The following is a 25,754-nucleotide window of genomic DNA, read 5'->3' as shown; positions in this document are numbered from 1 at the left end:
CGAGGGATAACGTGGCGTTCATAATTCAGGATGATGCATGAAGTTCCTCGTGGTAGACGACAGTCGAGCGGTCCAGACCATCATCAAGCGGATTCTGGCGAATACCGGTTACAGGGATATCGAATTGCGCGTGGCGTCCACCGGTGAGGAAGCCGTGGCGCTGCTGGAGAGTTGGACGCCCAACCTGGTGCTCACCGACTGGCACATGCCCGGCATGACCGGTCTGGAACTGCTCCAGGCGATCCGTCAGCGGGTGGGCGCCGACATCCACGTGGGTTTTGTCACCACCGAGTCGTCGGCGCGCAACATCGAGGCGGCCTACCGCAATGGCGCAGCCTTCGTGGTGACCAAGCCCTTCGCCCAGGAAACCCTGCAGCAGGCGGTGCTCACCGTGCTGCAGGATGGCGCCAGCGCCGAACAGGCCATTGAATCCTCCGGTCGCGAGAGCCTGCCGATCCCGACTCGTTTCAACCCTGATCCACAGCGCATCCGCCAGTTGCTCGGCCTCTCGTCCATCGTCTGCCAGATAGAGCCCATGGCGCCGATTCCGGTTGATCGGCTGGCCTTGCCCTATGTGATCGGCATCTATGGCCATCCGCAGAGCAAGGCACTGGAAGCCGTCTGCCTGCTGGACCTCAACGCGGCCTGCATTCTCGGTGGCTCCCTGGCCGGACTCGCGCCGGCAGCCATCCACAGCGCCATTGCCAGCGCGACCCTGAGCCGGGAAATCTACGAGAACGCCACCGCCTTCCTCGCCGACCTCAGCGGCATGATCTCCGCCGGCAAGGGTGGTGCGCCGCTGGTACTCAGCACCAGTCACCTGGTGCAGAAGCCCTTCGAGAAGCTCTACAGCCTCTGGCGGCAGAACAATGGTCGCGCCGATTTCAGCCTGTCCTTTCCCGGGCTGGGTGACGGCTTCATCGCCTTCCTGTTGAGCTAGGGGATGGCCGACTCGCGCTTCGTCGAATGGGGTTTCCTGCTGGTCACCCTGTCCAATGTCCTGCTCATCGCCCTGGTCCTGACCCTGCTCTGGCAGCGCCTCTTTCCACGCCCCGAGGCCGCGGTCGAGGACCCCGAGGTTCCTGCGGCGTCTGCGCCCGGCGCGCCGCTGCCGCTCACCAGTCAGGCCGAGACCGCGGCCAGCCTGATCGACGCGGCGCGGCAGGCGGATGTCGAGCCCCTGGGGCAGGCCATCAGCGACAGCCTGGATTTGGTAGGCCGCCTCGACGGGGTGGGCGGTGACGACTATCCGGACTGGAAGAAGACCAACCAGCCCTATATCGACGACCTGCTGTCCCATCGCGAGAGTCTGGAATTCAAGCTGGACGATCTCAAGTCCAAGCTGGACCGGGCGCACAAGCTGATCACCAACCTGCATGTGCAGAATCGCGAGATGCGCGGTGCGGAAGCCAAGCTGCAGCGCCTCAGTCTCGATCACGATCGGGTGCAGGGCACCCTGCTGGAAGTGCGCCGCGAGCGCGATCAGCTCAAGGTGAAGGTACAGCGACTCGGCGAAGAGCTGCTGCGGCTGCGGCAACAGCCCGCGGCGCCGGCCGCGGCGGGCGTGGCCGAGGTGGATGGGCGCCTGCAAGAGGAGCTGGAGACCCTGCGCGAGAGTCTCGAAGAGGAGCGGGCGAAGCTGTCGCGCACCCTGGTGGAAAAGGAGTTCATCGAGCAGGTGTTCATCGATACCGACGCCGTCACCGACAGCTATCAAGCCCTGCAGCAGGAGCATGCCGCGTTGCAGGAGCAGCTGCAGGCGCTGCAGGCCCGGCTGGACGCCGCTCAGTCGCGGTAGAGGGCATTACGGATGGCGTCGGGGAAGGGGCCGCTCATGCCGGCGATCGCCGTGTTGGTGAGGATCACCACGCTCAGCTCGCGCGCCGGGTCGATGAACCAGGCATTGCCGTAGACGCCACCCCATTGCAGGGTGCCAGGCGTCTGCGGGGTCTTCGCCATCCGGGCATCGCGCAGCACCGCCGCGCCCAGGCTAAAGCCCCAGCCCGGGGCGTCGTCGCGCTGCAGCTCAGGGATCTGGTCTTCCATGAACAGGCGCTGGCTGGCCGGTTGGAGCAGCCGCCCCTGGCGGAGCGCCTCGAGAAAGGCAAGATAGTCGCCCGCGCTGCCCTGCATGCCACCGCCGCCCGAGGCGAAGGCCTGCGCCGAAAGGGCGCGTGCCGGCGAATAGAGAATGCCGCCCCTGGGCATGGGTAGCAGATAGGGCTCGCTCATGGGTTCGGGGCGCGGATAGCCGTCGCGATAGGCTGTGGCCAGGCGCCCGGCGTCGCTGACGTGGAAGCTCAGGTCGTGCAGACCCAGCGGTGCGGCCACCTCCCGCTGGACGACCGCCGGCAGGGGCTGCCCGGTGGCGGCCGCCAGCACGCCGCCCATCACGTCCAGCCCAAGGGAGTAGCGCCACTGGGTGCCCGGCTGGAAGTCCAGCGGCACCCCCGCCAGGCGTCGGAGGTTTTCTTCCAGGGTGAGGGAGGCATCATCCAGGCCGTCGGATACCCCGGCACGGTGATAGGGACCGTGCTGGTCTTCGCCGAAACCATAGTGCAGGCCGGCGGTGTGGCTGAGCAGCTGCGCCAGGGTCGGCGTGGCCGGAGTGCCATCGGCCAGAGCCGGGGTGAAGTAGGGCAGGTAGCGACTGACCGGCGCCTGCAGATCCAGGCGGCCCTGGTCCGCCAGCCGCAAGGCGGTCACGGCCACCAGCGGCTTGGTCAGGGAGGCGAAGCGAAACAGCTGGTCTTCCTGCATCGGCCGCCGGGCTTCGCGATCGGCGAAACCGGCGGCGCGCCGATACACCACGCGGCCCTGGTGAGCGACCATGACCACGGTGCCGACGATGCGCTGTTGGGCGATGGCCTGTTCCAGGATCGGATCGAGGCGGGCGGCGAGGGCCGCGTCCTCGGCCTGGGCAAGGGGGGTACTCAGGCCGAGGCCGAGTGCGCTGGCGAGCAGTAGGGAAGACATCTGGTTTAAGCTCCTGGCGAATCGCCGGCAGCTGGACCGGCCAAAGGAGGAATCCTCGCATGATTCGTGACATTTTGAAGATGGGCGATCCCCGCCTGCTGCGGGTGGCACCGTCGGTGGCGGCCGAGCGCTTCGGTTCGGCCGAGCTGCAGGGGCTGATCCAGGACATGTTCGACACCATGGCCGCCGCCGGTGGCGTGGGCCTCGCGGCGCCGCAGATCGGCGAAGATCTGCAACTGATGGTCTTCGGCTTCGAGCGCAATGTCCGCTATCCCGAGGCGGCGCCGGTGCCCCTGCAGGTGCTGATCAATCCGCGGATCGAGGTGCTGGACGCCAGCGAGGAGCTGGGCTGGGAAGGCTGCCTGTCGATCCCGGGGTTGCGCGGCGAGGTGCCACGGCCGCGGCGGATCCGCTATCGGGGCGTGGATGGCGACGGTCGTCCGGTGGACCAGGAGGCCGAAGGCTTCCATGCACGGGTGGTGCTGCACGAATACGATCACCTGATCGGGCGACTCTATCCCTCGCGCATCCAGGATTTCGCCCGCTTCGGCTTCACCGAGGTACTGTTTCCCGAGTTGACCGCGGCCGCGCAGCGCTAGGCGCCGGCGGCCTCCAGCTGCGCCCTGACGGCCGCCGCCAACTGGGCGAAGGGCACCGCGCCATCCAGGGCGCGAGCCTCTTCGACGGGCGCCCCGGCGGAGCGCAGCAGCAGCGTCGGTACCGCGGTGATGCCCAGGGCTTCGGCGCGATCCTCGGCGTGCAGCACGACATCGGTATGGTCGCCCCGGGCCAGGCTGGCTCTTAGCGCCTCGCTGTCCAGACCGCTGTGACGCGCCAGGTCGAGCAGCACGTCCAGCTCGCCGATATCCCGACCCTCTTCGAAAAAGGCCTGGAAGACCGCCAGGTGGAAGGCGTCGAAGCGATCCTGCTCGCGGGCGAATTCCGCCGCCTCCAGCGCCAGGCGACTGCGGGGTTGCACGGGCGGCAGCCGCAGCACCATGCCGTATTCCGCCGCCATGGGATAGACGGCGCGATCCCAGGTCCGGCGCAGGTAGTCACCGGCAGGGTCGAGGGTGGGCGTGGGCTCGGGACGCAATTCGAAGGCATGCCACTCGATGGCCAGCTGGTCGCCGAATTCCTCCTGCAGACGCGCCAGCTGGGGCAGCTCCAGGTAGCAGAAGGGACAGACGTAATCGCTCCAGACATCCAGACGAACGCGCGGGGTGGCGGTCATGGCAGTGCTCCGGAAGGGCATGGTGTCTGTCGGACCGCACCCGAAAGCGGATGTTCGGTGAACGTGCCGATATCCACGGCCGATAGGGCCTCCAAGTACGGGTTGCGAGCCGGAGGTTGGCAGCCAGCAACCGACGTCCTCTTCATATCCGGAAACGGAATGGCCACCGGCCAATTGCGTGAAATGGGTGGCGATCCGCGCTCTAGACGCTTGCCTTGAACCTGTCCCCGACCCCAGGTTCCTATGGCTGCATCCTTTCTTTCACGCGCTAAGGACTATCACCTTGGGTTTTTTCGAACGCAAACTGACATTCCTTCGGCAAACCTTCAGCTACGTCGGCTGGTCGGTTTTCTGGCTGCTGCTGTGGGACATCGCCGTCACCGTCGACTACATGATCTTCGTCGACCAACGGGCGCAGCTGCCCAACATCCCCCTGACCCTGATCGGCTCGGCGCTGATCGTGCTGACCAGCTTTCGCAACACCAGTGCCTATCAGCGCTGGTGGGAAGCGCGCACCCTCTGGGGCGGCATGGTCAACAGCTCGCGCAGCTTCGCCCGGCAGGCGCTGACGCTCATCGACGATGGCGACGAGCATTTCAACGCCATCAAGACGGTACTCATCGAGCGCCATCTCGCCTACGTCCGCTGCCTGGCCTGCCAGCTCAGCGGCGACCCGCTGCCCAAGGAAGTCCGCACCTACCTGGGCAAGGAGGAGTGGGCGATGCGCAAGGAGACCAACAACTTCGCCAACGCCATCCTCAGCGGCTCTTCCAGCCTGATCGCCCTGGAGTACCGCGCCGGTCGCCTGGACAGCATCCGCCTGGAGCGCCTGGAAGCCACCTTCGTCGACATGTCCAACTGGCAGGGCGGCATGGAGCGCATCGCCAACACGCCCTTGCCCTATCCCTACGTCAACTTCCCGCGGTTGTTCGTCTTCCTGTTCTGCGTGCTGATGCCCATCGGCCTGGTGGAAAGCCTGGAGTGGTACACGCCGCTGGCCTCCACCGTGGTGGGCTTCATGTTCCTGGCGCTGGAAAAGGTCGGGACCGATCTGCAGAGTCCCTTCCAGCGCAGTCGGCACCAGATCACCATGGGCACCATCTGCAACACCATCGAAGGCAACCTGCGCACCATGCTGCGCGATGCCCGCGGGGGTTACGCCTCGGTCAGCGAGATCGTGCGGGATTCGCGGTTGAGTTCGCCGGAGAAGGATTCCGTCTGAGCGGCGCCCGGTGGCTGGCCATCGCCAGCCCCGGGCATGGGCCTTACTTGAAGTCCCACTGCATCTGCGCCGGGATGCTGATGTCGCGCGAGGAATGCACGCAGACATCCAGGTAGTCGGTGAAGCGCGGCGGGGCGGCGATGCCTTCGTCCAGCAGACGCTGGTTGTCGAACAGGTAGTTCAGATCGGCGAAGCCGCCGTACAGCTTGAGCGCCCGCAGCACCAGCCGCGGATTCGCCGGGCCGATGCGTTCGTTGAAGTCGGCCGCCAGTTCCTTGAGATCGGCGCTGTCCACCTGGCGATAGCGCTCGCCCACCGGGGCATCGCCCATGGCGCCGGCATAGGCCTCGTCGATTTCACCAAAGGTGCAGGCGCCGGCATTGCCCGCCGAGATGTGATACAGGCTGTAGTTCAGCTTCGGCTTGAGGGCCAGTTCCACCAGGGCTTCGGCGCAGTAGTCCACCGGAATGACATCAATCTGCTCGTCGAGGCCACAGGTGAAGCGCTCCAGGGCGAAACCCATGCGGAACACCCAGAAGATGCTGCCTGACGCCTTGCAGCCGGAACGACGGTGACCCACCACGATGGAAGGGCGTGCCACCACCAGCGGCAGCAGCGGCAACTCGTTGCGCAGCTTGAGTTCGATGGCCGCCTTGGAGGCGGTGTAGTCCACCAGTTGCTGCTCCGGCTCGGGGAAGTCCCAGGTCTCGGCGACCGGTGACTGGCGCTGCGGACCGCAGGCCATGGCGGTGCTGACGTGCAGGAAGCGCTTCAGCCGCCGCGACTGGGCGCAGGCCTCGGCCAGGGCGAAGGTGCCTTCGACGTTGACTGGCCAGATCTTCGGATTGCGCGAGAAGGAGGCGACCGCCGCGCAGTTGATGACCTCGTCCAGCGTCTGCAGGAGCGGCTTGGCGGCGTCGATCCAGTGGGTGTCCAGCAGGTCGCCACAGAGGATCTGTTCGGGCCTGAGCAGGGCGGCCAGGCGCTCGTCGACGTCATGCACGCGCAGATTCTGCAGCAGGCGCTCCAGGCCTTCTGCGGGAGTCGCGGCCCGGACCAGGAATCTCAGCCCTTCGACATGGCCCAGCTCCAGCAGGCGCAGGGTGACGGCGCCGCCGAGAAAGCCGGTGGCGCCGGTGACGAGGATACGGCGCGGCGCGGCGGTGAATTGGATGGAAGAGACGGGAAGCGACATGGCGGAGGCCCTGGTTGGCGGAACGTGGGCGTACCTTAAGGGTCGACGCTGAAGGATTTATTAAGGCCGGGGAACCCCTCCAGGCTGGCGTCTTTCTAGATGCCCAGCGTAACGACCGATAACCGCCTGGAGACCCCCATGGAACTTCCCGTTCACGATCTGACGACCCTCTTCGAACAACTGGGCCTGGACTCCGATCCGGCTGCCATCGACGACTTCATCGCCAGTCATTCGCCACTGCCCGATGAGGTCAAGGTGTCCGAGGCCGACTTCTGGTCGCCGGCGCAAAAGGCCTTTCTCAAGGACGAAATCATGGGCGACGCCGACTGGGCGCCGATCGTCGACGAGCTGAACGTCCGTCTGCATAGTCATGACTAATGCTGTAGGGCTGGAGGTCTCCAGCCCTGCCACACCTCTCGTGTCCGGAGATTTGCCATGAACGCCGTCCATGCCCAGCAGCAGCCCAACGATCCGCCCGTCGCCGATGACGAGGACGAGGTCAGCGAAGAGCAACTCGACGAATCCGTCGAGGAAACCTTTCCCGCGAGCGATCCCATCTCGCCCTGATGGATTCTTGGCGCCGTTTCGACGGCGCTGTTCCTACCCCTGATCCGGCTTTCCTGCACTTTCGTCGTGCCGTTTTCCTCCGCTGACCAGCCTTTCCCGCCGCGGCTGCTAAGGTAATCGCGTCGCGCACGCATCGCGACCGGGGTCGCGCAGGCGATCCGATGGATCGTTCAACGCAGGGAATCCCATGATCAAGACCTTTTTCGCCACCCTGGCCGGCTCGCTTATCGCTTTGGCCATGCCCTTCGCCGTGGCCGAACCCATTGTCATCAAGTTCGCCCATGTGGTGACGGACGACACGCCCAAGGGGCGCGGTGCCCTGCAGTTGCAGAAGCTGGTGCAGGAACGCCTGGCGGGCAAGGTCAAGATCGAGGTGTATCCCAACTCCAGCCTGGTGGGCGATGCCGACGAACTGGAGGCGCTGCGCAGCAACAGGGTCCAGCTGCTGGCACCCTCGGTCTCCAAGCTCAATGCCCTGGCCAAGCCGCTCAAGGTCTACGATCTGCCCTTCCTGTTCGACAATATCGAGGCGGTCAAGCGCTTTCAGCGCCGCGACAAGAGTCGCGAACTGCTGGGCAGCCTGGTCCCCCATGGCATCACCGGGCTGGCCTATTGGAACAACGGTGGCCGGCAACTCTCGGCCACCCGGGAAATCCACGTTCCGGCCGACCTCAAGGGCCTGACCTTCCGCGTCGAGTCCTCCGATGTGCTGGCGGCCTACTACCAGCAGCTCGGCGCCCAGGCGGTCAAGCTGCCCTTCGCCCAGGTCTACGACGCCCTGCGTACCGGCAAGGTCCAGGGCGCGGAAAATCCCTGGTCGAACCTGCTGGGGCAGAAGATCAATACCGTGCAGCCCTACATCGTCGAGGACAACCACAGCTTCCTCACCTACATGCTCATCACCAACACCACCTTCTGGAACGGGCTGCCCTTCGAAATCCGCAGCGAGCTGGAGGCCATCCTCGACGAGGTGTCCCAGTCGGTGAATCGCGATGCCGAAGCCATCAACGCCAAGGCACGCGAGCGGGTGGTGGCGGCCAATACCAGCAAGATCCTGGTGCCGACGGCTGCCGAGCGCGAGGCCTGGCGCGCGGCGGTGGCGCCCCTGATCAAGGGGTACGAAAGCGAAGTGGGCAGCGATGTCCTGCGCGCCGCCGAGGCGGCCAATCGGCGCTGAGATTGCACGGGCGTCCACCCCGGATTTGCGGCAAACTGGCACGGCGTCATCCCGACAACAAGAGGAATAGCCGTGCAGCACGCGGTCATCAGCGGTAGTGGGCTCTATACGCCGCCCGAAAGCATTTCCAACGACGAGCTGGTTGCGTCCTTCAACCAGTGGGCAGGCCAGTGGAATGCCGAGCATGCCGACGCCATCGCCCAGGGCAGCCTGGCGCCCCAGCCTGAATCCAGCGCCGCCTTCATCGAGAAGGCCTCCGGCATCCGCAGCCGCCATGTGGTCGACAAGGCCGGCATCCTCGATCCGGCACGCATGGTGCCGCGCATCCCCGAGCGTTCCAACGACGAGCCCTCGATCCTCTGCGAGATGGGTGTCGCCGCGGCACGCGAGGCCCTGGATCGCGCCGGACGGACGGCCGCCGACATCGACGGCGTCATCGTCGCCTGTTCCAATCTGCAGCGGCCCTATCCGGCGGTGGCCATCGAGGTCCAGGCCGCGCTGGGTATCCAGGGCTACGGCTTCGACATGAACGTCGCCTGCTCCTCGGCGACCTTCGGCCTGCAGACCGCGGCCAACGCCGTGCAACTGGGCCAGGCACGGGCGGTGCTGGTGATCGATCCGGAGATCTGCACCGGCCACCTGAATTTCCGCGACCGCGACAGCCATTTCATCTTTGGCGATGCGGCCACCGCCCTGGTGGTGGAGCGTGCCGACCAGGCGACCTCGGCGCACCGCTTCGAGATCCTCGGCACCCGGTTGTTCACCCAGTTCTCCAACAATATCCGCAACAACTTCGGCTTCCTCAACCGCGCGGCGGAGGAGGGCATGACCCACCCGGACAAGCTGTTCGTCCAGGAAGGGCGCAAGGTGTTCAAGGAGGTCTGCCCCCTGGTGGCCGAGCTGATCGGCAATCACCTGGCCGAACTGGACATCCCCGTCGAGCGGGTCTCGCGCTTCTGGCTGCACCAGGCCAACCTGGCGATGAATCAGCTCATCGTCAAACGCCTGCTGGGCCGCGAACCCGAGCCCAACGAGGCGCCGGTCATTCTCGACACCTACGGCAACACCAGCTCGGCCGGTTCGGTCATCGCGCTGCATCTGCACCATGAGGATCTGGCCAGCGGCAGCCTGGGCGTGCTCAGCTCCTTTGGCGCGGGCTATTCCATCGGCAGCGTGGTGCTGCGCAAGGTCTGATCGACGGCAGGAGTCTTCCCGGGATGACCGTTGTCGGACCTGGGAAGACCTCTTGAAATAGGAAGACCCCGTGCCGCCAGGAAGTCTGCTCCAGGTGCAACTGCATCAGCTGCGCCCCACCCAGCCCGCGATCGGCCACGACCAGGTGCTGTACAAGCTCGGCAAGTACGCCTGCGACCGGCGCAAGCTGTTCGACGACTACTGCGAAGCCAACGGCCAGCACCTGAGTGGTGGCTTCCAGCCGAGCACCAGTCTGCGCTCGGCCGGCGACGCCCTCGGGGTACGGCCGCCGGGTAGCTGTCCGGATGAAATGAAGACCGTCGTCATAGGTCCGGGGCGGCAGCTCTATCTCACCGACGGCCACCACACCTTTTCCGCCTTCTGGGAGCACCCCGGTGGCGGCCCCGAGACCCCGGTATGGGTCAGGGTCACCGACGATTTCAGCGACGCCGCGAGCATGGCCGACTTCTGGATCCGCCTGCTCGACGAGCGCAAGGCCTGGCTCAAGGATCCCCAGGGCCGGCCCATCCTGCCCGAGCAGCTGCCGCCGACTCTGGGTCTCTCCGCCATGGCCGACGACCCCTACCGCGCGCTGGTCTATTTCACCCGCCAGATCGGCTACGACAAGCCGCGGACCCCGGATGGCCGGGTATTGCCGTCGGAGTTCCTCGAGTTCTACTGGGCCGAGTGGCTGCGCATGCTGCTGCCGCTGCGGGACTACGATCTCGACGATCGCAAGAGCTACGCCAAGGCGGTGGAGCAGGCCGCCAGGCTGATGGTGGCCAACCCGAGCATGCTGATCGGCAGCTCGGGCCGTACGGCGCTGGAGATGGGGGCCTATCGCGCCCTGGACAAGAAGGTCCTGCGCAAGCTCTCTTCCAGCGATGGCAAGTTCACCTACCTGCTGGCCGCCCGCGCCCAGCGTGCGGCCCTGTCCCGGGCGATCTAGTCGGTTTCCGGCTTAAGTGTCTGTTACTAGCAGGTTTTTTTCTTATTGGTGTTGACAGGGGAGGCCGGGCCTCTTAACATGCGCCCCGTCCTGACCGACGGGGCTATAGCTCAGCTGGGAGAGCGCTTGCATGGCATGCAAGAGGTCGACGGTTCGATCCCGTCTAGCTCCACCAAATTTCGGTTTCGCCTTCGGGGGGAATCGGTAGAAGGTTTCGTCCCCTTCGTCTAGTGGCCTAGGACACCGCCCTTTCACGGCGGTAACAGGGGTTCGAGTCCCCTAGGGGACGCCATATCAGTCACGTATCCCAGACGTGGCGAACGTTGTACGCGGGGCTATAGCTCAGCTGGGAGAGCGCTTGCATGGCATGCAAGAGGTCGACGGTTCGATCCCGTCTAGCTCCACCAAATTCGTGATCCGCAAGGATTGCACCAGGGTAACGTCCCCTTCGTCTAGTGGCCTAGGACACCGCCCTTTCACGGCGGTAACAGGGGTTCGAGTCCCCTAGGGGACGCCATATCAGTCACGTATCCCAGACGTGGCGAACGTTGTACGCGGGGCTATAGCTCAGCTGGGAGAGCGCTTGCATGGCATGCAAGAGGTCGACGGTTCGATCCCGTCTAGCTCCACCAAATTCGTGATCCGCAAGGATTGCACCAGGGTAACGTCCCCTTCGTCTAGTGGCCTAGGACACCGCCCTTTCACGGCGGTAACAGGGGTTCGAGTCCCCTAGGGGACGCCACACTCGAAAGAAACCGCCTCACGGCGGTTTTTTTTCGTCCGCACGAAAGCCAGCCGCCAGAGTCTTTCACAGGAGCCGTCCGGCTACTGTGTTAGATCTGTAGGCCGAGTCCAAGCAAGGGGAGTGGGATGATCGTCGAGTATCTCTACAGCCTGGCCCAGGTGCCTGCCGCCCAGTGGAACGCGCTGCTGGCGGACGACCAGCCCTTTCTGCGCCATGAATTCCTCGCCACCCTGGAAGACAGTGGCAGCCTCGGGCAGGGGACCGGCTGGCAACCGGCGCACCAGATCCTCAGGGATGAACAGGGGCAGCTGCGGGCCGCCATGCCGGCCTATCTCAAGATGCATTCCTATGGCGAATACGTCTTCGACTGGGCCTGGGCCGATGCCTGCCGCCGGGCCGGGATCGACTACTACCCCAAGCTGCTGGCCGCAGTGCCCTTCTCACCGGTACAGGGCGCGCGCCTGCTGGGCGATCCCGCCGCCTGCGCGATCCTGCTGGACGCCACCACCGGCAGCCTGGCCGGCCTGGAGCTCTCCAGCCTGCACGTCAACTTCACAGATCCCAAGGCCGATGCGCTGCTCGAGGATCGGGAGGGCTGGCTGGCGCGGCTTGGCTGCCAGTTCCACTGGCACAACCGCGGCTATGGCGACTACGGCGATTTCCTCGCCGCCCTGACCTCGCGCAAGCGCAAGCAGCTGCGCAAGGAGCGCGACCAGGTCGCGGGCCTGGGGGTGAGCTTCGAATGGCGCCAGGGCGGAGAGTTGAGCGAAGCGGAGTGGGATTTCGTCTATGCCTGCTACGCCAACACCTACGAGGTGCGCGGCCAGGATCCCTATCTGACCCGTGCCTTCTTCAGTCTGCTGGCGGAGCGGCTGCCTGCGGCGATCCGGGTGGTGCTGGTCCGCCAGGGCAGCCGGCCGGTGGCCATGGCCTTCTATCTCAAGGACGGCGACACCCTCTATGGCCGCTACTGGGGCTGCCTGCAGGAATTCGATCAGCTGCATTTCGAGACCTGTTTCTACCAGGGGATCGAATACGCCATCGCCGAGGGGCTGCAGCGCTTCGATGCCGGCGCCCAGGGCGAACACAAGCTGATTCGTGGCTTCGAGCCGACCCTGACCCGTTCCTGGCACTACCTGGTGCATCCGGGCCTGAGAGCGGCAGTGGCGGAGTTTCTCGAGCAGGAGCGCGACGGCGTCCAGGCCTATGCGCGGCGGGCTGCCGAGGCCTTGCCCTATCGCCAGGAGGACGGCGCGGCGCCATGCTGAACTATCTCTGGTTCCTGCTGGCCGCGCTGTTCGAGATCGCCGGCTGCTATGCCTTCTGGCTCTGGCTGCGGCTGGATCGCAGTCCCTGGTGGATAGCGCCGGGACTCGCCAGCCTGGTGCTCTTTGCCCTGTTGCTGACCCGTATCGAGGCGGCCTACGCCGGACGCGCCTATGCGGCCTACGGCGGCATCTATGTGGTGGCTTCGCTGGGCTGGCTGGCGCTGGTCGAGCGTACCCGACCGACCTGGACGGATCTGGCTGGTGGTCTGCTCTGCGTGGCGGGGGCCCTGGTGATCCTGCTGGCGCCGCGTGGCAGCGCCTGACAGGCGCGAGAGGCGCTAGTCGTCCAGCAGTTCGGGCGGCACGTCGCGGCGCAGCACCAGCTGGCAGAGGGCGCTGTCCGGATCGAAGAGGATGACGGCTTCGCCGGTTTCCAGGGCGCAGCGCGCGCGCTGGGTCCGGGTCGCCAGGGGCGTCTCGTCACCGTTGTCGGTGCCGTCGCGGGTGACGAAGTCTTCCAGCAGATTGTCGAGGGTGGCGGCAGCGAGCTGGTCGTGGGGGATGATCATCGAGAGGTGCCTGGAAAAAGGCGCCCAGGATACCCCAGGCGCGTTGATCGAACGCTACTTGCTGCCGTCGCCGACGACCTCCTCCAGCGGCGGCAGGTGGGTCTGGTTGTCCATCTGGGTGTCTTCCGGCAGCAACTGGTGGCCGAAGCGGTCGAGCGAGCTGTCGGCCGGCTGGGCATCGCTGTCGAACACCGGCGGGCTGAGCATGTAGCCGGTCAGCAGCTGGCTGAGCGCCGCCAGGCTGACGATATGGGTGCGCTCGTAGCCGTGGGTGGCGTCGCAGCCAAAGGCCAACAGGGCCACCCGCACATCCTGGCCGGAACTGATCGCCGAGTGGGCGTCGCTGTAGTAGTAGCGGAACAGGTCACGACGCACCGGGATGTCGTTGCGTTGCGCCAGGCGCAGCAAATGTCGCGACAGGTGATAGTCGTAAGGCCCGGAGGAATCCTGCATGGCCACGCTGACGCGGTGCTCGTCGGAGCGCTGGCCGGGCGCCACGGGGGCGATGTCGATACCGACGAATTCGCTGACGTCCCAGGGCAGGGCACCGGCGGCGCCCGAGCCCACCTCTTCGGTGATGGTGAACAGCGGGTGGCAGTCGATCGGCGGGGTCTGCCCGCTTTCCTTGAGCATCTTCAGGGCGGTGAGCAGGGCGGCGACGCCGGCCTTGTCGTCCAGATGGCGCGAGCTGATGTAGCCGCTGTCGGTGAATTCCGGCAGCGGATCGAAGGCGACGAAGTCGCCGATCTGCACGCCCAGCTGCTCGGTCTCGTGGCGACTCTTGGTCACGGCATCCAGGCGCAGCTCGATGTGGTCCCAGGTCACCGGCATCTTGTCGATCTCGGTGTTGAAGGCATGGCCGGAGGCGAGCAGGGGCAGCACGCTGCCTCTCAGGGTGCCGTCATCGGTGAACAGGCTGACGCGACTGCCTTCGGCGAAACGACTCGACCAGTGGCCCACGGCCGCCAGGCCCAGGCGACCGTTGTCCTTGATCTCGCGGACGATGGCACCAATGGTGTCCAGGTGCGCGGAGACGGCCCGGTCCGGACTCTCCTTGTGGCCCTTGATGGTGGCGCGGATGGTGCCGCGACGGGTCAGCTCGAAGGGGATGTCCAGTTCGTTGAGCCGTTCGGCGACGTACATGACGATGGTGTCGGTGAAACCCGTGGGACTGGGGATCGCCAGCATGTCCAGCAGGACCTTGCGCAGGTAATCCAGATCGGGCTCGGGCAAGCGATTCATAGCGGAACCTCCCGGGACAGCGGGAACAGCAGGTCGATAAAGCGTTCGGCGGTGGGACGCGGTTCGTGATTGGCGAGGCCCGGCCGCTCGTTGGCTTCGATGATGACGTAGTCGGGCGCATCGGCGGCGGTCACCAGCAGGTCCATGCCGGTGACCGGAATGTCCAGCGCCCGGGCCGCCTGGACGGCGGCGTCGGCCAGCACTGGATGGAGACTGTCGGTGACGTCCTCGAGGATGCCGCCGGTGTGCAGATTGGCGGTCTTGCGCACGGCCAGGTGGGTACCGGTCGGCAGGATGCTGTCCCACTCATAGCCGGCACTGCGGATGGCGCGTTCGGTTTCCTCGTCCACCGGGATGCGCGACTCGCCGCCGGTGGCGGCCTGGCGCCGGCGACTCTGGGCTTCGATCAGGTCCCTGACGCTGTGCTGGCCATCGCCGACGATCTCCGCCGGACGGCGAATGGCGGCGGCCACCACCTCGTGACCGATGACCACCACGCGCAGGTCGAGACCCTGGTGGAAGCTTTCCAGCAGCACCCGGTCGTCATACCGGCGCGCGGCCTGGATGGCCGCGGCGAGGTGCTCGGCGTCGCGGATGTCCACCGCCACGCCCTTGCCCTGTTCGCCGTTGACCGGCTTCACCACCAGAGCGCCGTGTTTCTCCAGGAAGGCGGCGTTGTCGTCGTCGCCGCCCGCCAGTTGCTGTTCCGGCACCCGCAGCCCGGCCCGGGCCAGGGTACGGCTGGTCAGCACCTTGTCGGCGCACAGGGTCATGGTCACCGCGGAGGTGAGGTCGGTCAGGGACTCGCGGCAACGGATGCGCCGGTTGCCCTGGATCAGGGTGAAGAGACCACCCTCGGCGTCATCCACCTGCACCTCGATGCCGCGCCTCAGGGCTTCGTCGACGATGATGCGCGCATAGGGATTGAGCTCGGCCGCCGGCCCCGGACCGAGGAACAGCGTCTGGTTGATGCCGTTCTTGCATTTGATCGCGAAGGTCTGCAGCGGCCGGAAGCCCAGCTTGTCGTAGAGCCGCTTGGCCTGCAGGTTGTCGTGCAGCACCGACAGGTCGAGAAAGGCCAGGCCGCGACTGGCGTAGTGTTCGATCAGATGGCGCACCAGCGCCTCGCCGACGCCGGGTCTGCTGCAGTCCGGGGAGACCGCCAGGCACCAGAGCGAAGAGCCGCCATCCGGGTCCTGGAAGGCCTTGACGTGATTGAGCCCCATCACCGAGCCGATGATGGCGCCGCTGTCGTCGTCCTGCGCCAGCCAGTACACCGGGCCACCCTTGTGCCGCGGGGTCAGTCGCTCGGTGTCGACGGGCAGCATGTGACGCTGCTGGTAGAGGCGGTTTATCTCGCTCCAGTCCTGGGCGGAGCAGGCCCGGCGGATGCGAAAGCCACGATAGATCCGTCGGGCCGGACGATAGTCGCTGAACCAGATCCGCAGGGTGTCGCTGGGGTCGAGAAACAGCTGTTGCGGTGCCTGGGCCAGCACCTGGTGGGGCGCGGCCACATAGAGGGCAATGTCGCGCTCGCCAGGCGTTTCGGTGAGCAGTTCCTTGGCCAGGCTGGCGGGGTCGGGATAGGTATGGCCGATGAGCAGCCGGCCCCAGCCGCAATGCAGGGAGAGCGGCTGGCAGATCGGCTGGTCGCCTTCCGCCAGGCGCGCCTGCAGCCGTTCGTAGGAGGGCGTCTGGGCGCGTTGGAGGCGCTGGTTGTAGCTGGTCGCTTTCATGGGTGTTCCGCCCTTACAGTCCGTGCTCGCTCAGCCAGAGGTTGAGCGCCGCGAGTTGCCAGAGCTTGGAACCGCGCAGGGGGGTGATGCGGTCGGCCGGATTGGTCAGCAGGCGATCGATCTCGGCGGTCTCGAACAGGCCGCGATCCTGGCTCGGGTCCAGCAGCAGTTCCCGCACCCAGGTCAGGGTGTTGCCTTCCAAGTGCTTGAGGCCCGGCACCGGGAAATAGCCCTTGGGCCGGTCGATGACTTCCTGGGGAATGACCTTGCGCGCTGCCGCCTTGAGCACCTGCTTGCCGCCGTCGCCCAGCTTGAATTCGGCGGGGATGCGTGCCGAGAGTTCGGCCAGGCGATAGTCGAGGAAGGGCACCCGGGCTTCCAGGCCCCAGGCCATGGTCATGTTGTCGACCCGCTTGACCGGGTCGTCCACCAGCATCACGGTGCTGTCCAGGCGCAGGGCCTTGTCGACGCCGGCGCTGGCGCCGGGCTTGGCGAAGTGCTGGCGGACGAAGGTCTCGGCGGCGTCTTCCTCCAGGCGCACGCCGGCCTGCACGGTGGCGGCGTACTGGGCATAGTCGCGATCGAAGAAGGCGGCGCGGTAGGCGGCGAAGGGATCGGCGGCGCCATGCACCTGGGGATACCAGTGGTAGCCGGCGAAGAGTTCGTCCGCGCCCTGGCCGCTCTGCACCACCTTGCAGTGCTTGGAGACCTCCCGCGACAGCAGGTAGAAGGCGATGCAGTCATGGCTCACCATCGGCTCGCTCATGGCCGAGAAGGCGCGCGGCAGCTGCTGGATGATCTCGTCCTCGGCGATGCGCAACTGGTGGTGGCGGGTGCCGTAGTGATTGGCGATCAGGTCGGAATACTGGAATTCGTCGCCGCGCTCGCCGCCGGCATCTTCGAAGCCGATGGAGAAGGTCAGCAGGTCCTTTACCCCCGAATCGTGCAGCAGGCCGACCAGCAGACTGGAATCCACCCCGCCGGAAAGCAGCACCCCCACCTCGCGCGCCGCCCGCTGGCGGATCGCCACGGCGTCCTTGAGGCCATGCAGGACCCGTTCGGCCCAGTCGTCCAGGGTGTAGCGACGCTCGTCTTCGTGGGGACCGTAGTCCAGGGTCCACCAGGTTTCCTGGTGCTGCTGGCCGGAGGCGTCCACAGTCATCCAGGTCGCCGGGGGCAACTTCTGCACGCCCTGCAGGATGGTGCGCGGCGCGGGCACCACGGCATGGAAATTCAGGTAGTGGTTGAGGGCGACCGGATCGATGCGGGTGTCGATGTCACCGGCTTCCAGCAGCGCGGGCAGGCTGGAGGCGAATCTCAGGCGCTTGTCGGTAAAGGACAGGTACAGCGGCTTGATGCCCAGGCGATCCCGGGCGATGAACAGCCGACCGCTGTCGCGCTCCCAGATGGCGAAGGCGAACATGCCATTGAGCTTGGGCAACATGGCCTTGCCCCAGGCGTGATAGGCCTTGAGCAGGATCTCGGTATCGCCGCCGGAGTGGAAGCGGTAACCCTTGGCTTCCAGCTCGCTGCGCAGTTCCGGGTAGTTGTAGATGGCGCCGTTGAACACCATCGACAGCCCCAGCTCGGGCTCGATCATGGGTTGGCCCGAGGCTTCCGCCAGATCCATGATCTTCAGCCGCCGATGGCCCAGGGCGACCGGCCCCTGGCTATGGAAACCCCAGGCGTCGGGGCCGCGCTGTTCGAGGCGGTGGGTGATGCGCTCCACCGCGCTGATGGATGCAGGTTGACGATCGAAACGAAGCTCTCCGGCGATGCCGCACATGGTGCTGTGCCTCTTGAATCCTTGGGATGCGGCGCGGTGAGTTCAGTCCCGAACCCGGCGTGCGCATCCAATGCGTGTGGACTTCTCGCCATCCTTGAGAAGCCAATGCAGGGGCGCTGTGCGGGTGAACAGGGCAGGGGGCGGACAGTTCGTCTGTCTGGCGCCGCGGGCCTGAACGCACGCACCGACCGACAGCGGGTCTCAGAGAGGGTGGGGTACCGCCGGTCAGGGCCTCAGGTTACGAGCCCCGCGCGCGGCGGATGGTTCCATTGCAAAGGCCATGGCTGCCGTCACCGTCACAGGCGAGGCTGCAAAAACGACCTTTATATGTTATAATGTATCTTTAATCGGTGCGCAGGAGACATCCCGTCTCGGGCGCCCAGACCAGGAGACGCCTCATGAAACCCGGTATCCATCCCAACTATCGTCCCGTGCTGTTCCACGACACCACTTCGGACACCTACTTCCTGATCCGCTCCACCGCCGAGAGCGACCGTACCCAGGAATACGAAGGCGAGACCTATCCCTACATCAGCCTCGACGTATCCAGCGCCTCGCACCCCATCTATACCGGTGAGCAGCGCCAGATGAAGGTCGAAGGTCGGGTCTCCAGCTTCAACAAGAAGTTTGCCGGCTTCCCGGGCGGCAACAGCAAGTAAGCCCCTCGCGAGCAGCGCGCCGGCTCAGCGCGCGCTGCTGACCCCTTCCAGGGTGGCGAAGGAGGTGTCCTTGGCGGTCAGCAGGAAATCCTGCATGAAGGGCGCCTCCAGCATGTCTTCGCGGATCGCCGCATAGAGCGTCGCATAGAGCCCTTTCTCGCCCAGCCGCCGCGCGGTCACATAGCCGCGCGAGCTGTACTCGTGGATCGCCCAGTTGGGCAGGCAGCAGACGCCACGCCCCGAGGCCACCAGCTGCAGCATCATCACCGTCATCTCCGCCGTGCGCACCGACAGCGGCTCGACATCGGCCGGATCGAGGAAGCGGGTGAAGATATCCAGCCGATCGCGCTCCACCGGATAGGTGATCTGCGTTTCCTGGGCGAGATCCTCGGGGACGATATAGGGCCGCTGCGCCAGCGGATGCTGGTTAGCTACCGCGAGCAGGGCCTCGTAGGTGAACAGCGGCACATAGGTCACCCCCGAGAGGTCGACCGGATCGGCCGTCACCACCAGGTCCAGATCGCCACGGGCCAGCGCCGGCAGGGGCGCGAAGGAAAAGCCGGAGGCCAGGTCCAGCTCCACTTCCGGCCAGGAATCACGAAACTGGTCAATGGTCGGCATCAGCCACTGGAAGCAGCTGTGGCATTCGATGGCCATGTGCAGGCGACCCGCCGTACCCCCGACCAGACGCGCCAGGTCCCGCTCGGCACTGCGCAGGTGCGGCAACACCGCGTCTGCGGTCTGCAGCAGCCGCAGGCCGGCACTGGTGAAGCGAATGGGTTTGGTCTTGCGGATGAACAGCGGGGTCCCCAGGCGCTCTTCCAGTTCCTTGAACTGATGGGAGAGCGCGGACTGGGTCAGGTGCAATCGCTCTGCGGCTTCCACCAGGCTGGAGGATTCACGGAGAGCATGCAGGGTTTTCAGGTGACGGAGTTCGAACATGGCGCTGGTACTGGAGACAAAGGCGCATCATGAAGACTTTTCATGGTGCTGCCTATGCTCTGACGCCTCTAGCCAGTCCTTGCCGGTTCGATTGCCGGGTGAGTTCCGACCGTCCCCGAGCGGATTGCCCACTCGGAGACAACTCTTCCCGGGTCTCAGGCCGCGTTGCTGCCCTTGGTGGCCTGGGCCGGTTCCGAATGCGCCAGGAAGTCTTCCAGGGCCGTCCGCTCGGCGTCGGTGAACACCAGGCCCAGCTTGGTCCGCCGCCAGAGCACGTCATCGGCGCGAGTGACCCACTCGTGACGCTGCAGGTATTCCACCTCACGCACATGCAGATCGGCGCCTAGCACCGCACCCAGCTCCTCCACGGAGCGCGCATCGCCCAGCAGGGTCCAGACGCGGCTGCCGTAGGTGGTCGCCCAGCGTTGTGCCAGGGCGGGCGTCAGGCCGCTGACCTTGTCCAGCAATTCGCGGGTCAGCGCCTGGGGCGTAGTCATCTGCTCGCCACCGGGCAGCGGTGCCGACGCGGTCCAGCTGTTGCCCAGCTGCGGAAAGAAAGGCTGCAGCTGCGCCATGGCCGATTCGGCCAGCTTGCGGTAGGTGGTCAGCTTGCCACCGAACACCGACAGCAGCGGCGCGCCCTGTTCCTCGGCCAGCGACAGGGTGTAGTCACGGGTGATGGCCGAGGGGTTGTCCGATTCGTCGTCGCACAGCGGGCGCACACCGGAAAAGGTGTGCAGCACATCGTCGCGGCTGAGCTGCTTGCGGAAGTGGGCGTTGGCCACACCGAGGACGTAGTCGATTTCCTGGTCGGTGATGGTCACCTTGGCCGGATCGCCCTGGTACTCGCGATCCGTGGTCCCCACCATGGTGTACTGGCCGAGGTAGGGGATGGCGAAGACGATACGGCGGTCTTCGTTCTGCATGATGTAGGCCTGCTCGCCTTCGTACAGCTTGGGCACGATGACGTGGCTGCCCTGGATCAGGCGGATGCCATAGGGCGACTTCTGCTGCAGGTCCTGGCGGATGAAGCTGGCGACCCAGGGGCCGGCGGCATTGACCAGGCCCTTGGCGCGGATCTGCTGGCGGCCCTGGGGCCCCTCGACCTCGACTTCCCAGTGACCCTCGACGCGCCGGGCGCTGACGCAGCGGGTGCGGGTGAGGATGTCGGCACCCTTGTCGCGCGCCTGCATGGCGTTGAGCACCACCAGGCGGGCGTCGTCCACCCAGCAATCGGAATATTCGAAGCCGCGCTTGATCTGGGCCTTGAGCGGCCCCTGGGCATCGAACTTCAGGCCACGGGAGCCCGGCAGCTTTTCGCGCTTGCCGAGGTGGTCATAAAGGAAGAGACCGGCACGGATCATCCAGGCCGGACGCAGGTGCGGACGGTGGGGCAGGACGAAGCGCATCGGCTTGACGATATGGGGCGCCTTGGCCAGCAGCACCTCACGCTCGGCGAGGGCTTCGCGCACCAGGCGGAATTCGTGATGTTCCAGGTAGCGCAAGCCACCATGGATCAGCTTGCTGCTGGCGGAAGAGGTATGGCTCGCCAGGTCGTCGCGTTCACAGAGAAACACCGACAGACCCCGACCGGCTGCATCGGCCGCGATGCCTACACCGTTGATGCCACCGCCGATGACGGCGAGATCGTAAGTCCGGGGAGTTGCAGTGGGTGCCTGGGCCATGATGCCTCCTGTGAAACGAACATAATTATTCGGTTTCGAACATAATAGCCCAGCAAAAACTCAGGTTCTAGCCAAGCCTGTGGCTTAAGACCGCTAAAACGAAAAAAAACGAATATAGACAGAGGCGAGGCGACGAATGGTCGTCGCCTCGAGGGATCAGCGCGGACGCGCCACTTCGACCTTGACCTGCCACTCGCGCAGGCAGCGCGCGAAGGCCGGAGAAGGCTCCTGCTCCGTGAACAGCTGGTCGATCTGTTCCAGGCTGCCAAGGCGAATCATGGCGTTGCGGCCGAACTTGCTGGAGTCGGCGGCGAGAAACACCTGGCGGGCGTTATGGATGATGGCCTGGGAGACGCAGACTTCCTGGTAGTCGAAGTCCAGCAGGGTGCCGTCTTCGTCGATGCCACTGATGCCGACCAGGGCGTAGTCGACCTTGAACTGCTTGATGAAGTCGGCCGTGGCCTGGCCCACCACGCCGCCATCGCTGCGCACCTTGCCGCTGGCGATCAGCACGTCGAAGTCGTCCTTGGCGCTGAGGATGTTGGCCACGTGCAGATTGTTGGTGATGACCTTGAGGCTGCGATGCCCGAGCAGGGCATGGGCGATGGCCTCGGTGGTGGTGCCGATGTTGATGAACAGCGAGGCGTGGTCGGGCACGGCAGCGGCTACGGCTTCGGCGATCAGGCGCTTTTCCTCGCGCATCTGGCCCGCTCTCATGCTGTATTCGGTGTTTTCCACGCTGGAGTCATGGGCGGCGCCCCCGTGGTAGCGCCGTAGCAGCCCGGCTTCGGCAAGCTGATTGATGTCACGACGGATCGTCTGGGGGGTGACGGAGAAATGCTGGGCCAGCTCTTCGATGCTGACGTAGCCGCGCTCACGGACCAGTTCGAGAATCTGCTGTTGGCGAGGCGCCAGGCTCATTACGGCTTCCTTGAGGTGATCGAGTAAATTCACAGAGGATGCCGTAGCTCTATCCAGGTGGAAAGCGCTTGTCGCGCAAAGCAAGACCGGCGTCGGAAGACGCCGGCCTGGTGGGGGAGCCTTGCGGGAGGCGGCCCGGCAGGTGCCGGTCGCCTCCCGGTCGGATTCGACTCAGTCCAGCGCCCAGCCACGGGTACGCTCGACGGCTTTCTTCCAGCCCTTGTACAGGGTGTCTCTCTTGGTCGGATCACAGGCCGGTTCGAATACGCGCTCGATGGTGCTCTTGCTGCGCAACTCGTCCAGGCTGCTCCAGAAGCCGGTGGCGAGACCGGCCAGGTAGGCCGCGCCGAGGGCGGTGGTCTCCTTCATTTCCGGCCGCTCGACCCGGGTGCCGAGCACGTCCGACTGGAACTGCATGAGGAAGTTGTTGGCGGTGGCGCCGCCGTCCACCCGCAGGGACTTCAGGGCTTCGCCGGCGTCCTGCTGCATGGCATCCAGCACATCGCGGGTCTGGAAGGCGATGGATTCCAGGGTGGCGCGAATGATGTGGTCCACCTTGACGCCGCGGGTCAGGCCGAACAGCGCGCCGCGGGCATAGGGATCCCAGTAGGGCGCGCCCAGGCCGGTGAAGGCCGGGACCAGGTAGACGCCGTTGCTGTCGGTCACCTTGGTGGCGAAATACTCGGAATCCAGGGAATCGTTGATCACCTTGAGTTCGTCACGCAGCCACTGGACGGTGGAGCCGCCGTTGAAGATGGCGCCTTCCAGGGCGTAGTTGACCTCGCCGCGGGGACCGCAGGCGATGGTGGTCAGCAGGCCGTGCTGGGACTGCACCGCCTTCTCGCCGGTGTTCATCAGCAGGAAGCATCCGGTGCCATAGGTGTTCTTGGCCTGGCCCGGCTCCACGCACATCTGGCCGAACAGGGCCGCCTGCTGGTCGCCGGCGATACCGGCGATGGGGATGCCGGTGGTCTGGCCGCTGCCCAGGTGCGCCTGGCCATAGACCTCGGAAGAAGACTTCACCTCAGGCAGCATCTCGCGCGGGATGTCCAGCACCTCGAGCATGGTGGCGTCCCACTCGCGCTTGTGGATATCGAACAGCAGGGTGCGCGAGGCGTTGGTGTAGTCGGTCACATGGGCCTGACCCTGGGTCATCTTCCAGATCAGCCAGGTGTCCACGGTGCCGAACAGCAGTTCGCCGCGACGGGCGCGTTCACGGCTGCCTTCGACGTGGTCGAGGATCCACTTGATCTTGGTGCCCGAGAAATAGGGGTCGATCACCAGGCCGGTGGTCTTGCGGATATGGTCTTCCATGCCGTCGCGCTTGAGCTGGTCGCAGATCGCGGTGCTCTGGCGGCTCTGCCAGACGATGGCGTTGTAGATGGGACGACCGGTGGTCTTGTCCCAGACGATGGCGGTTTCACGCTGATTGGTGATGCCGATGGCAGCGATCTGCTCGTTGCTGATGCTGGCCTGGGCCAGGGCCTCGACGAACACCGCGCTCTGGGTGGCCCAGATCTCCATGGGATCGTGCTCGACCCAGCCGGCCTGCGGATAGATCTGCGCGAATTCGCGCTGGGCGATGGTCACCACATTGGCATTGCGGTCCAGCACGATGGCGCGCGAACTGGTGGTGCCCTGGTCGAGCGCGACGATGTACTGCTTGTTCTGGTCGGTCATGGTCTTGTTCCTTATTGTGATTCGCGGCGATCAGGACGCTTTGGAGGCGGAGGTCACTTCGGTGCGGGCACTGTCCTCGGCCTTGGCCGGAACGTCGCAGGCACCGGAGGCCAGGCCGGGCAGATGGCGGCAGATCAGCGCCTTGTAACCGGCGGCGCCCAGGCAGGCACCGACGATAGGGCCGAAGATGGGCACCAGGAAGTAGGGGATGTCACGGCCACCGGTGAAGGCGATCTCGCCCCAGCCGGCAAAGAAGGTCATCAGCTTGGGTCCGAAATCCCGCGCCGGGTTCATGGCGAAGCCGGTCAGCGGGCCCATGGAGCCGCCGATCACGGCGATCAGCAGGCCGATCAGCAGGGGCGCGAGCGGGCCGCGGGGCAGACCGTTGCCGTCGTCGGTGAGGGCCATGATCATGGCCAGCAGGATCGCGGTGATGACGGCTTCGACGAGGAACGCCTGGCCAATCGACAGGGAAGGATGGGGATAGGTGGAGAAGACGCCGGCCAGCTCCAGGCTCGCCTGGCTGCCGCGGACCATGTTGTGGGCCTGTTCATAATCGAAAAACAGGCTGCTGTAGAGGCCGTAGACCAGAGCCGCGCCGCAGAAGGCACCGGCGACCTGAGCCAGGATGTAGGCCGGCACCTTGCGTCTTTCGAAGCCGCCGAACAGCCAGAGGGCGATGGTGACGGCCGGGCTGAGATGCGCGCCGGAGACCCCGGCGGACAGGTAGACCGCCATGCTCACACCCACGCCCCAGATGATGCTGATTTCCCACAGGCCGAGGGTGGCACCGCCGACCTTCGCGGCCGCCACGCAACCTGTGCCGAAAAAGATGAGGAGGGCTGTGCCGAGGAATTCGGCGATGCATTGACCGCGTAGCGTTGGAGCGAGAAGAGTACTCATGGAGGAGCCTCGTGGTTGTTGTATTTATAGGTGGCCGGGGAGCCATTTGTTCGCAACCGAAAATCTAATTTCAAATATGAAAACTGTCAAAGCTCCTGAGCGCAAAAACAGTGACGACGTTCGACAATTCATTGCCGATGCGACGCCGCCTGCTATTTTGGTCATAGGACTTCTGGCGACAACCGGCCCGTTGGCAGGTCTCAAGAGGTAGCCGTCGCGGCCAGGGATCATCAGGGGTCTGATGCCCGCGCGACGGCGACGCTCGCTGTTTTTCTTCTTCTGCTCAGGTAGCGCGCATGCCCCTAGAATTTCATCAGGTCGATGCCTTCACCGATCAGCCCTTTCGCGGCAATCCCGCCGCGGTCTACCGCCTGGACAGCTGGCCAGCCGACGAGCTGCTGCAGCGGATCGCCACCGAGCACAATCTTTCGGAAACCGCCTTCGTAGTGCAGGAGGGAGATACCTGGCGCATCCGCTGGTTTACCCCGCGGACCGAGGTGCCCCTGTGTGGCCATGCCACTCTGGCCGCGGCGCATGTCCTGTTCGAGGTGTATGGCGAGGCGGGCGACCGCCTGGCGTTCATCAGCCAGTCGGGCGTTCTGCGCGTGTTTCGCGAAGTGGACGGCCTGCTGGCGCTGGATTTCCCTGCGCTAGTGCCCACGGAGCTGGGGGTGACCCCCGAACTGGAGCGTGCCCTGCGGGTATCGCCGGTGGATGCCCTGGCGGCGGACAAGCTGCTGGTGCTGCTGGAATCGGAACAGGCGGTACGGGACTGCAAGCCGGATCTGGCGGCCATCGCCCGGCTGCCCTGGCAGGGCGTCATCGTGACCGCGCGTGGCCAGGAGGTCGACTTCGTGTCGCGCTTCTTCGCCCCGGCGGTGGGCGTGGATGAGGATCCCGTCACCGGTTCGGCGCATTGCAGCCTGATTCCCTACTGGTCGCGGCGACTGGCCAAGCGGATGCTCACCGCCCAGCAGCTTTCGGCGCGGGGTGGGCAGCTCAGGTGTCGGCTGGAAGGGGATAGGGTCAGCATCGCCGGACGCGCGGTAACGGTCATGCGCGGGCAGTTGCTGCTGTGATGGTGAGACCTCGGCGGCCAGGGTG

At 65.5% G+C, this 25,754-nt stretch carries 25 protein-coding genes and 6 tRNA genes; 19 read left to right on the top strand and 12 right to left on the bottom strand.

From position 1 onward, the window contains the following. Positions 1–37 precede the first annotated feature (37 nt). Both ACZ5R1_RS14535 and ACZ5R1_RS14530 read left to right on the top strand, forming a co-directional pair. Positions 38–940: a response regulator gene (locus ACZ5R1_RS14535; RefSeq protein WP_027597590.1), complete on the top strand. Its 903-nt coding sequence runs from the start codon at positions 38–40 to the stop codon at positions 938–940. Positions 941–943: 3 nt separating this feature from the next. After that, the gene (locus ACZ5R1_RS14530) at positions 944–1,798 is read left to right on the top strand and encodes a hypothetical protein (RefSeq protein WP_052382647.1); all 855 of its coding nucleotides are present in this window, start codon (positions 944–946) and stop codon (positions 1,796–1,798) included. Here ACZ5R1_RS14530 and ACZ5R1_RS14525 read toward each other — a convergent pair. Further along, positions 1,786–2,976 (bottom strand): serine hydrolase domain-containing protein, encoded by a 1,191-nt coding sequence (locus ACZ5R1_RS14525; protein WP_464712441.1) that lies wholly within the window; start codon positions 2,974–2,976, stop codon positions 1,786–1,788. The genes ACZ5R1_RS14530 and ACZ5R1_RS14525 overlap by 13 nt on opposite strands. 59 nt (positions 2,977–3,035) lie before the next feature. Between ACZ5R1_RS14525 and def the strand changes: the two genes are divergently transcribed. Beyond that, positions 3,036–3,575: a peptide deformylase gene (gene def, locus ACZ5R1_RS14520; protein WP_377708114.1), complete on the top strand. Its 540-nt coding sequence runs from the start codon at positions 3,036–3,038 to the stop codon at positions 3,573–3,575. Here def and ACZ5R1_RS14515 read toward each other — a convergent pair. Further along, positions 3,572–4,210, bottom strand: coding sequence for a DsbA family oxidoreductase (locus ACZ5R1_RS14515; protein WP_027597593.1), 639 nt, complete (start codon positions 4,208–4,210; stop codon positions 3,572–3,574). The two genes, def and ACZ5R1_RS14515, sit on opposite strands and share 4 nt — an antisense overlap. 283 nt (positions 4,211–4,493) lie before the next feature. On the opposite strand from ACZ5R1_RS14515, the gene ACZ5R1_RS14510 reads away from it, so the two are divergent. Beyond that, entirely contained in the window at positions 4,494–5,432 is a 939-nt protein-coding gene (locus ACZ5R1_RS14510) for a bestrophin family protein (RefSeq protein WP_027597594.1), read from the top strand. Between the two features lie 43 nt (positions 5,433–5,475). On the opposite strand, the gene cprA is transcribed toward ACZ5R1_RS14510, so the two are convergent. Then, positions 5,476–6,627 (bottom strand): cationic peptide resistance protein CprA, encoded by a 1,152-nt coding sequence (gene cprA, locus ACZ5R1_RS14505; protein ID WP_037007239.1) that lies wholly within the window; start codon positions 6,625–6,627, stop codon positions 5,476–5,478. A 138-nt stretch (positions 6,628–6,765) separates the two neighbouring features. Between cprA and ACZ5R1_RS14500 the strand changes: the two genes are divergently transcribed. The 13 genes from ACZ5R1_RS14500 (at position 6,766) to ACZ5R1_RS14440 (ending at position 12,850) form a co-directional block, all read left to right on the top strand. After that, the gene (locus ACZ5R1_RS14500) at positions 6,766–7,005 is read left to right on the top strand and encodes a DUF2789 domain-containing protein (RefSeq protein WP_007162892.1); all 240 of its coding nucleotides are present in this window, start codon (positions 6,766–6,768) and stop codon (positions 7,003–7,005) included. 57 nt (positions 7,006–7,062) lie between these two features. Continuing rightward, entirely contained in the window at positions 7,063–7,194 is a 132-nt protein-coding gene (locus tag ACZ5R1_RS14495; protein WP_007162893.1) for a hypothetical protein, read from the top strand. A 187-nt stretch (positions 7,195–7,381) separates the two neighbouring features. Beyond that, positions 7,382–8,371: a DctP family TRAP transporter solute-binding subunit gene (locus tag ACZ5R1_RS14490; protein WP_044341371.1), complete on the top strand. Its 990-nt coding sequence runs from the start codon at positions 7,382–7,384 to the stop codon at positions 8,369–8,371. Positions 8,372–8,443: 72 nt separating this feature from the next. Next, positions 8,444–9,565, top strand: a complete 1,122-nt coding sequence (locus tag ACZ5R1_RS14485; protein ID WP_027597597.1) for a beta-ketoacyl-ACP synthase III — start codon at positions 8,444–8,446, stop codon at positions 9,563–9,565. A 70-nt stretch (positions 9,566–9,635) separates the two neighbouring features. Beyond that, the gene (locus tag ACZ5R1_RS14480) at positions 9,636–10,514 is read left to right on the top strand and encodes a ParB/Srx family N-terminal domain-containing protein (RefSeq protein ID WP_464712440.1); all 879 of its coding nucleotides are present in this window, start codon (positions 9,636–9,638) and stop codon (positions 10,512–10,514) included. A gap of 99 nt (positions 10,515–10,613) precedes the next feature. Beyond that, positions 10,614–10,689, top strand: a tRNA-Ala gene (locus tag ACZ5R1_RS14475). A gap of 41 nt (positions 10,690–10,730) precedes the next feature. Beyond that, positions 10,731–10,806 (top strand) — tRNA-Glu (locus ACZ5R1_RS14470). 39 nt (positions 10,807–10,845) lie between these two features. Beyond that, a tRNA-Ala gene (locus tag ACZ5R1_RS14465) sits at positions 10,846–10,921 on the top strand. Between the two features lie 34 nt (positions 10,922–10,955). After that, a tRNA-Glu gene (locus tag ACZ5R1_RS14460) sits at positions 10,956–11,031 on the top strand. Between the two features lie 39 nt (positions 11,032–11,070). After that, a tRNA-Ala gene (locus ACZ5R1_RS14455) sits at positions 11,071–11,146 on the top strand. A 34-nt stretch (positions 11,147–11,180) separates the two neighbouring features. Further along, positions 11,181–11,256: transfer RNA gene (locus tag ACZ5R1_RS14450), tRNA-Glu, on the top strand. Positions 11,257–11,384: 128 nt separating this feature from the next. Further along, on the top strand, positions 11,385–12,527 hold the full coding sequence (locus ACZ5R1_RS14445; protein WP_145250805.1) for a GNAT family N-acetyltransferase: 1,143 nt from the start codon (positions 11,385–11,387) through the stop codon (positions 12,525–12,527). After that, positions 12,521–12,850, top strand: a complete 330-nt coding sequence (locus ACZ5R1_RS14440; protein ID WP_007162734.1) for a YnfA family protein — start codon at positions 12,521–12,523, stop codon at positions 12,848–12,850. Before ACZ5R1_RS14445 ends, ACZ5R1_RS14440 begins: the two co-directional genes overlap by 7 nt. Before the next feature lie 15 nt (positions 12,851–12,865). Here ACZ5R1_RS14440 and ACZ5R1_RS14435 read toward each other — a convergent pair whose 3' ends face one another. From ACZ5R1_RS14435 to ACZ5R1_RS14420, 4 genes are read right to left on the bottom strand one after another with little or no spacing between them, the layout of a single operon-like run. Then, the gene (locus tag ACZ5R1_RS14435) at positions 12,866–13,096 is read right to left on the bottom strand and encodes a YheU family protein (protein ID WP_464712439.1); all 231 of its coding nucleotides are present in this window, start codon (positions 13,094–13,096) and stop codon (positions 12,866–12,868) included. Between the two features lie 54 nt (positions 13,097–13,150). Beyond that, positions 13,151–14,338: an osmoprotectant NAGGN system M42 family peptidase gene (locus ACZ5R1_RS14430; RefSeq protein ID WP_007162736.1), complete on the bottom strand. Its 1,188-nt coding sequence runs from the start codon at positions 14,336–14,338 to the stop codon at positions 13,151–13,153. Then, positions 14,335–16,074, bottom strand: a complete 1,740-nt coding sequence (ngg, locus tag ACZ5R1_RS14425) for an N-acetylglutaminylglutamine synthetase (RefSeq protein ID WP_464712438.1) — start codon at positions 16,072–16,074, stop codon at positions 14,335–14,337. Before ngg ends, ACZ5R1_RS14430 begins: the two co-directional genes overlap by 4 nt. 13 nt (positions 16,075–16,087) lie before the next feature. Beyond that, positions 16,088–17,860, bottom strand: coding sequence for an N-acetylglutaminylglutamine amidotransferase (locus ACZ5R1_RS14420; RefSeq protein ID WP_027601310.1), 1,773 nt, complete (start codon positions 17,858–17,860; stop codon positions 16,088–16,090). A gap of 398 nt (positions 17,861–18,258) precedes the next feature. Here ACZ5R1_RS14420 and ACZ5R1_RS14415 point away from each other — a divergent pair, with 398 nt between their 5' ends. Further along, a complete protein-coding gene (locus ACZ5R1_RS14415; protein ID WP_007162739.1) occupies positions 18,259–18,519 on the top strand; it encodes a type B 50S ribosomal protein L31 in 261 nt (86 codons plus the stop codon). Between the two features lie 24 nt (positions 18,520–18,543). Here ACZ5R1_RS14415 and metR read toward each other — a convergent pair whose 3' ends face one another. From metR to ACZ5R1_RS14390, 5 genes are all read right to left on the bottom strand, one after another. Beyond that, positions 18,544–19,461, bottom strand: coding sequence for a transcriptional regulator MetR (metR, locus tag ACZ5R1_RS14410; protein WP_007162740.1), 918 nt, complete (start codon positions 19,459–19,461; stop codon positions 18,544–18,546). Between the two features lie 155 nt (positions 19,462–19,616). Next, entirely contained in the window at positions 19,617–21,146 is a 1,530-nt protein-coding gene (gene glpD, locus ACZ5R1_RS14405; protein ID WP_464712437.1) for a glycerol-3-phosphate dehydrogenase, read from the bottom strand. A gap of 156 nt (positions 21,147–21,302) precedes the next feature. Continuing rightward, positions 21,303–22,067 carry a DeoR/GlpR family DNA-binding transcription regulator gene (locus ACZ5R1_RS14400; protein ID WP_007162742.1) on the bottom strand — a complete coding sequence of 255 codons (765 nt, stop codon included), beginning with the start codon at positions 22,065–22,067 and terminating at the stop codon, positions 21,303–21,305. 171 nt (positions 22,068–22,238) lie between these two features. After that, on the bottom strand, positions 22,239–23,747 hold the full coding sequence (gene glpK, locus ACZ5R1_RS14395; RefSeq protein WP_027597604.1) for a glycerol kinase GlpK: 1,509 nt from the start codon (positions 23,745–23,747) through the stop codon (positions 22,239–22,241). A gap of 30 nt (positions 23,748–23,777) precedes the next feature. Next, positions 23,778–24,650, bottom strand: coding sequence for an MIP/aquaporin family protein (locus ACZ5R1_RS14390; protein WP_027601308.1), 873 nt, complete (start codon positions 24,648–24,650; stop codon positions 23,778–23,780). A 296-nt stretch (positions 24,651–24,946) separates the two neighbouring features. Between ACZ5R1_RS14390 and ACZ5R1_RS14385 the strand changes: the two genes are divergently transcribed. Beyond that, on the top strand, positions 24,947–25,729 hold the full coding sequence (locus ACZ5R1_RS14385; protein ID WP_007162745.1) for a PhzF family phenazine biosynthesis protein: 783 nt from the start codon (positions 24,947–24,949) through the stop codon (positions 25,727–25,729). Positions 25,730–25,754 lie beyond the last annotated feature (25 nt).

It is taken from the genome of Pseudomonas sp. Pso3, assembly GCF_055393275.1.
This window is presented reverse-complemented; position numbering and strand designations above follow the sequence as displayed.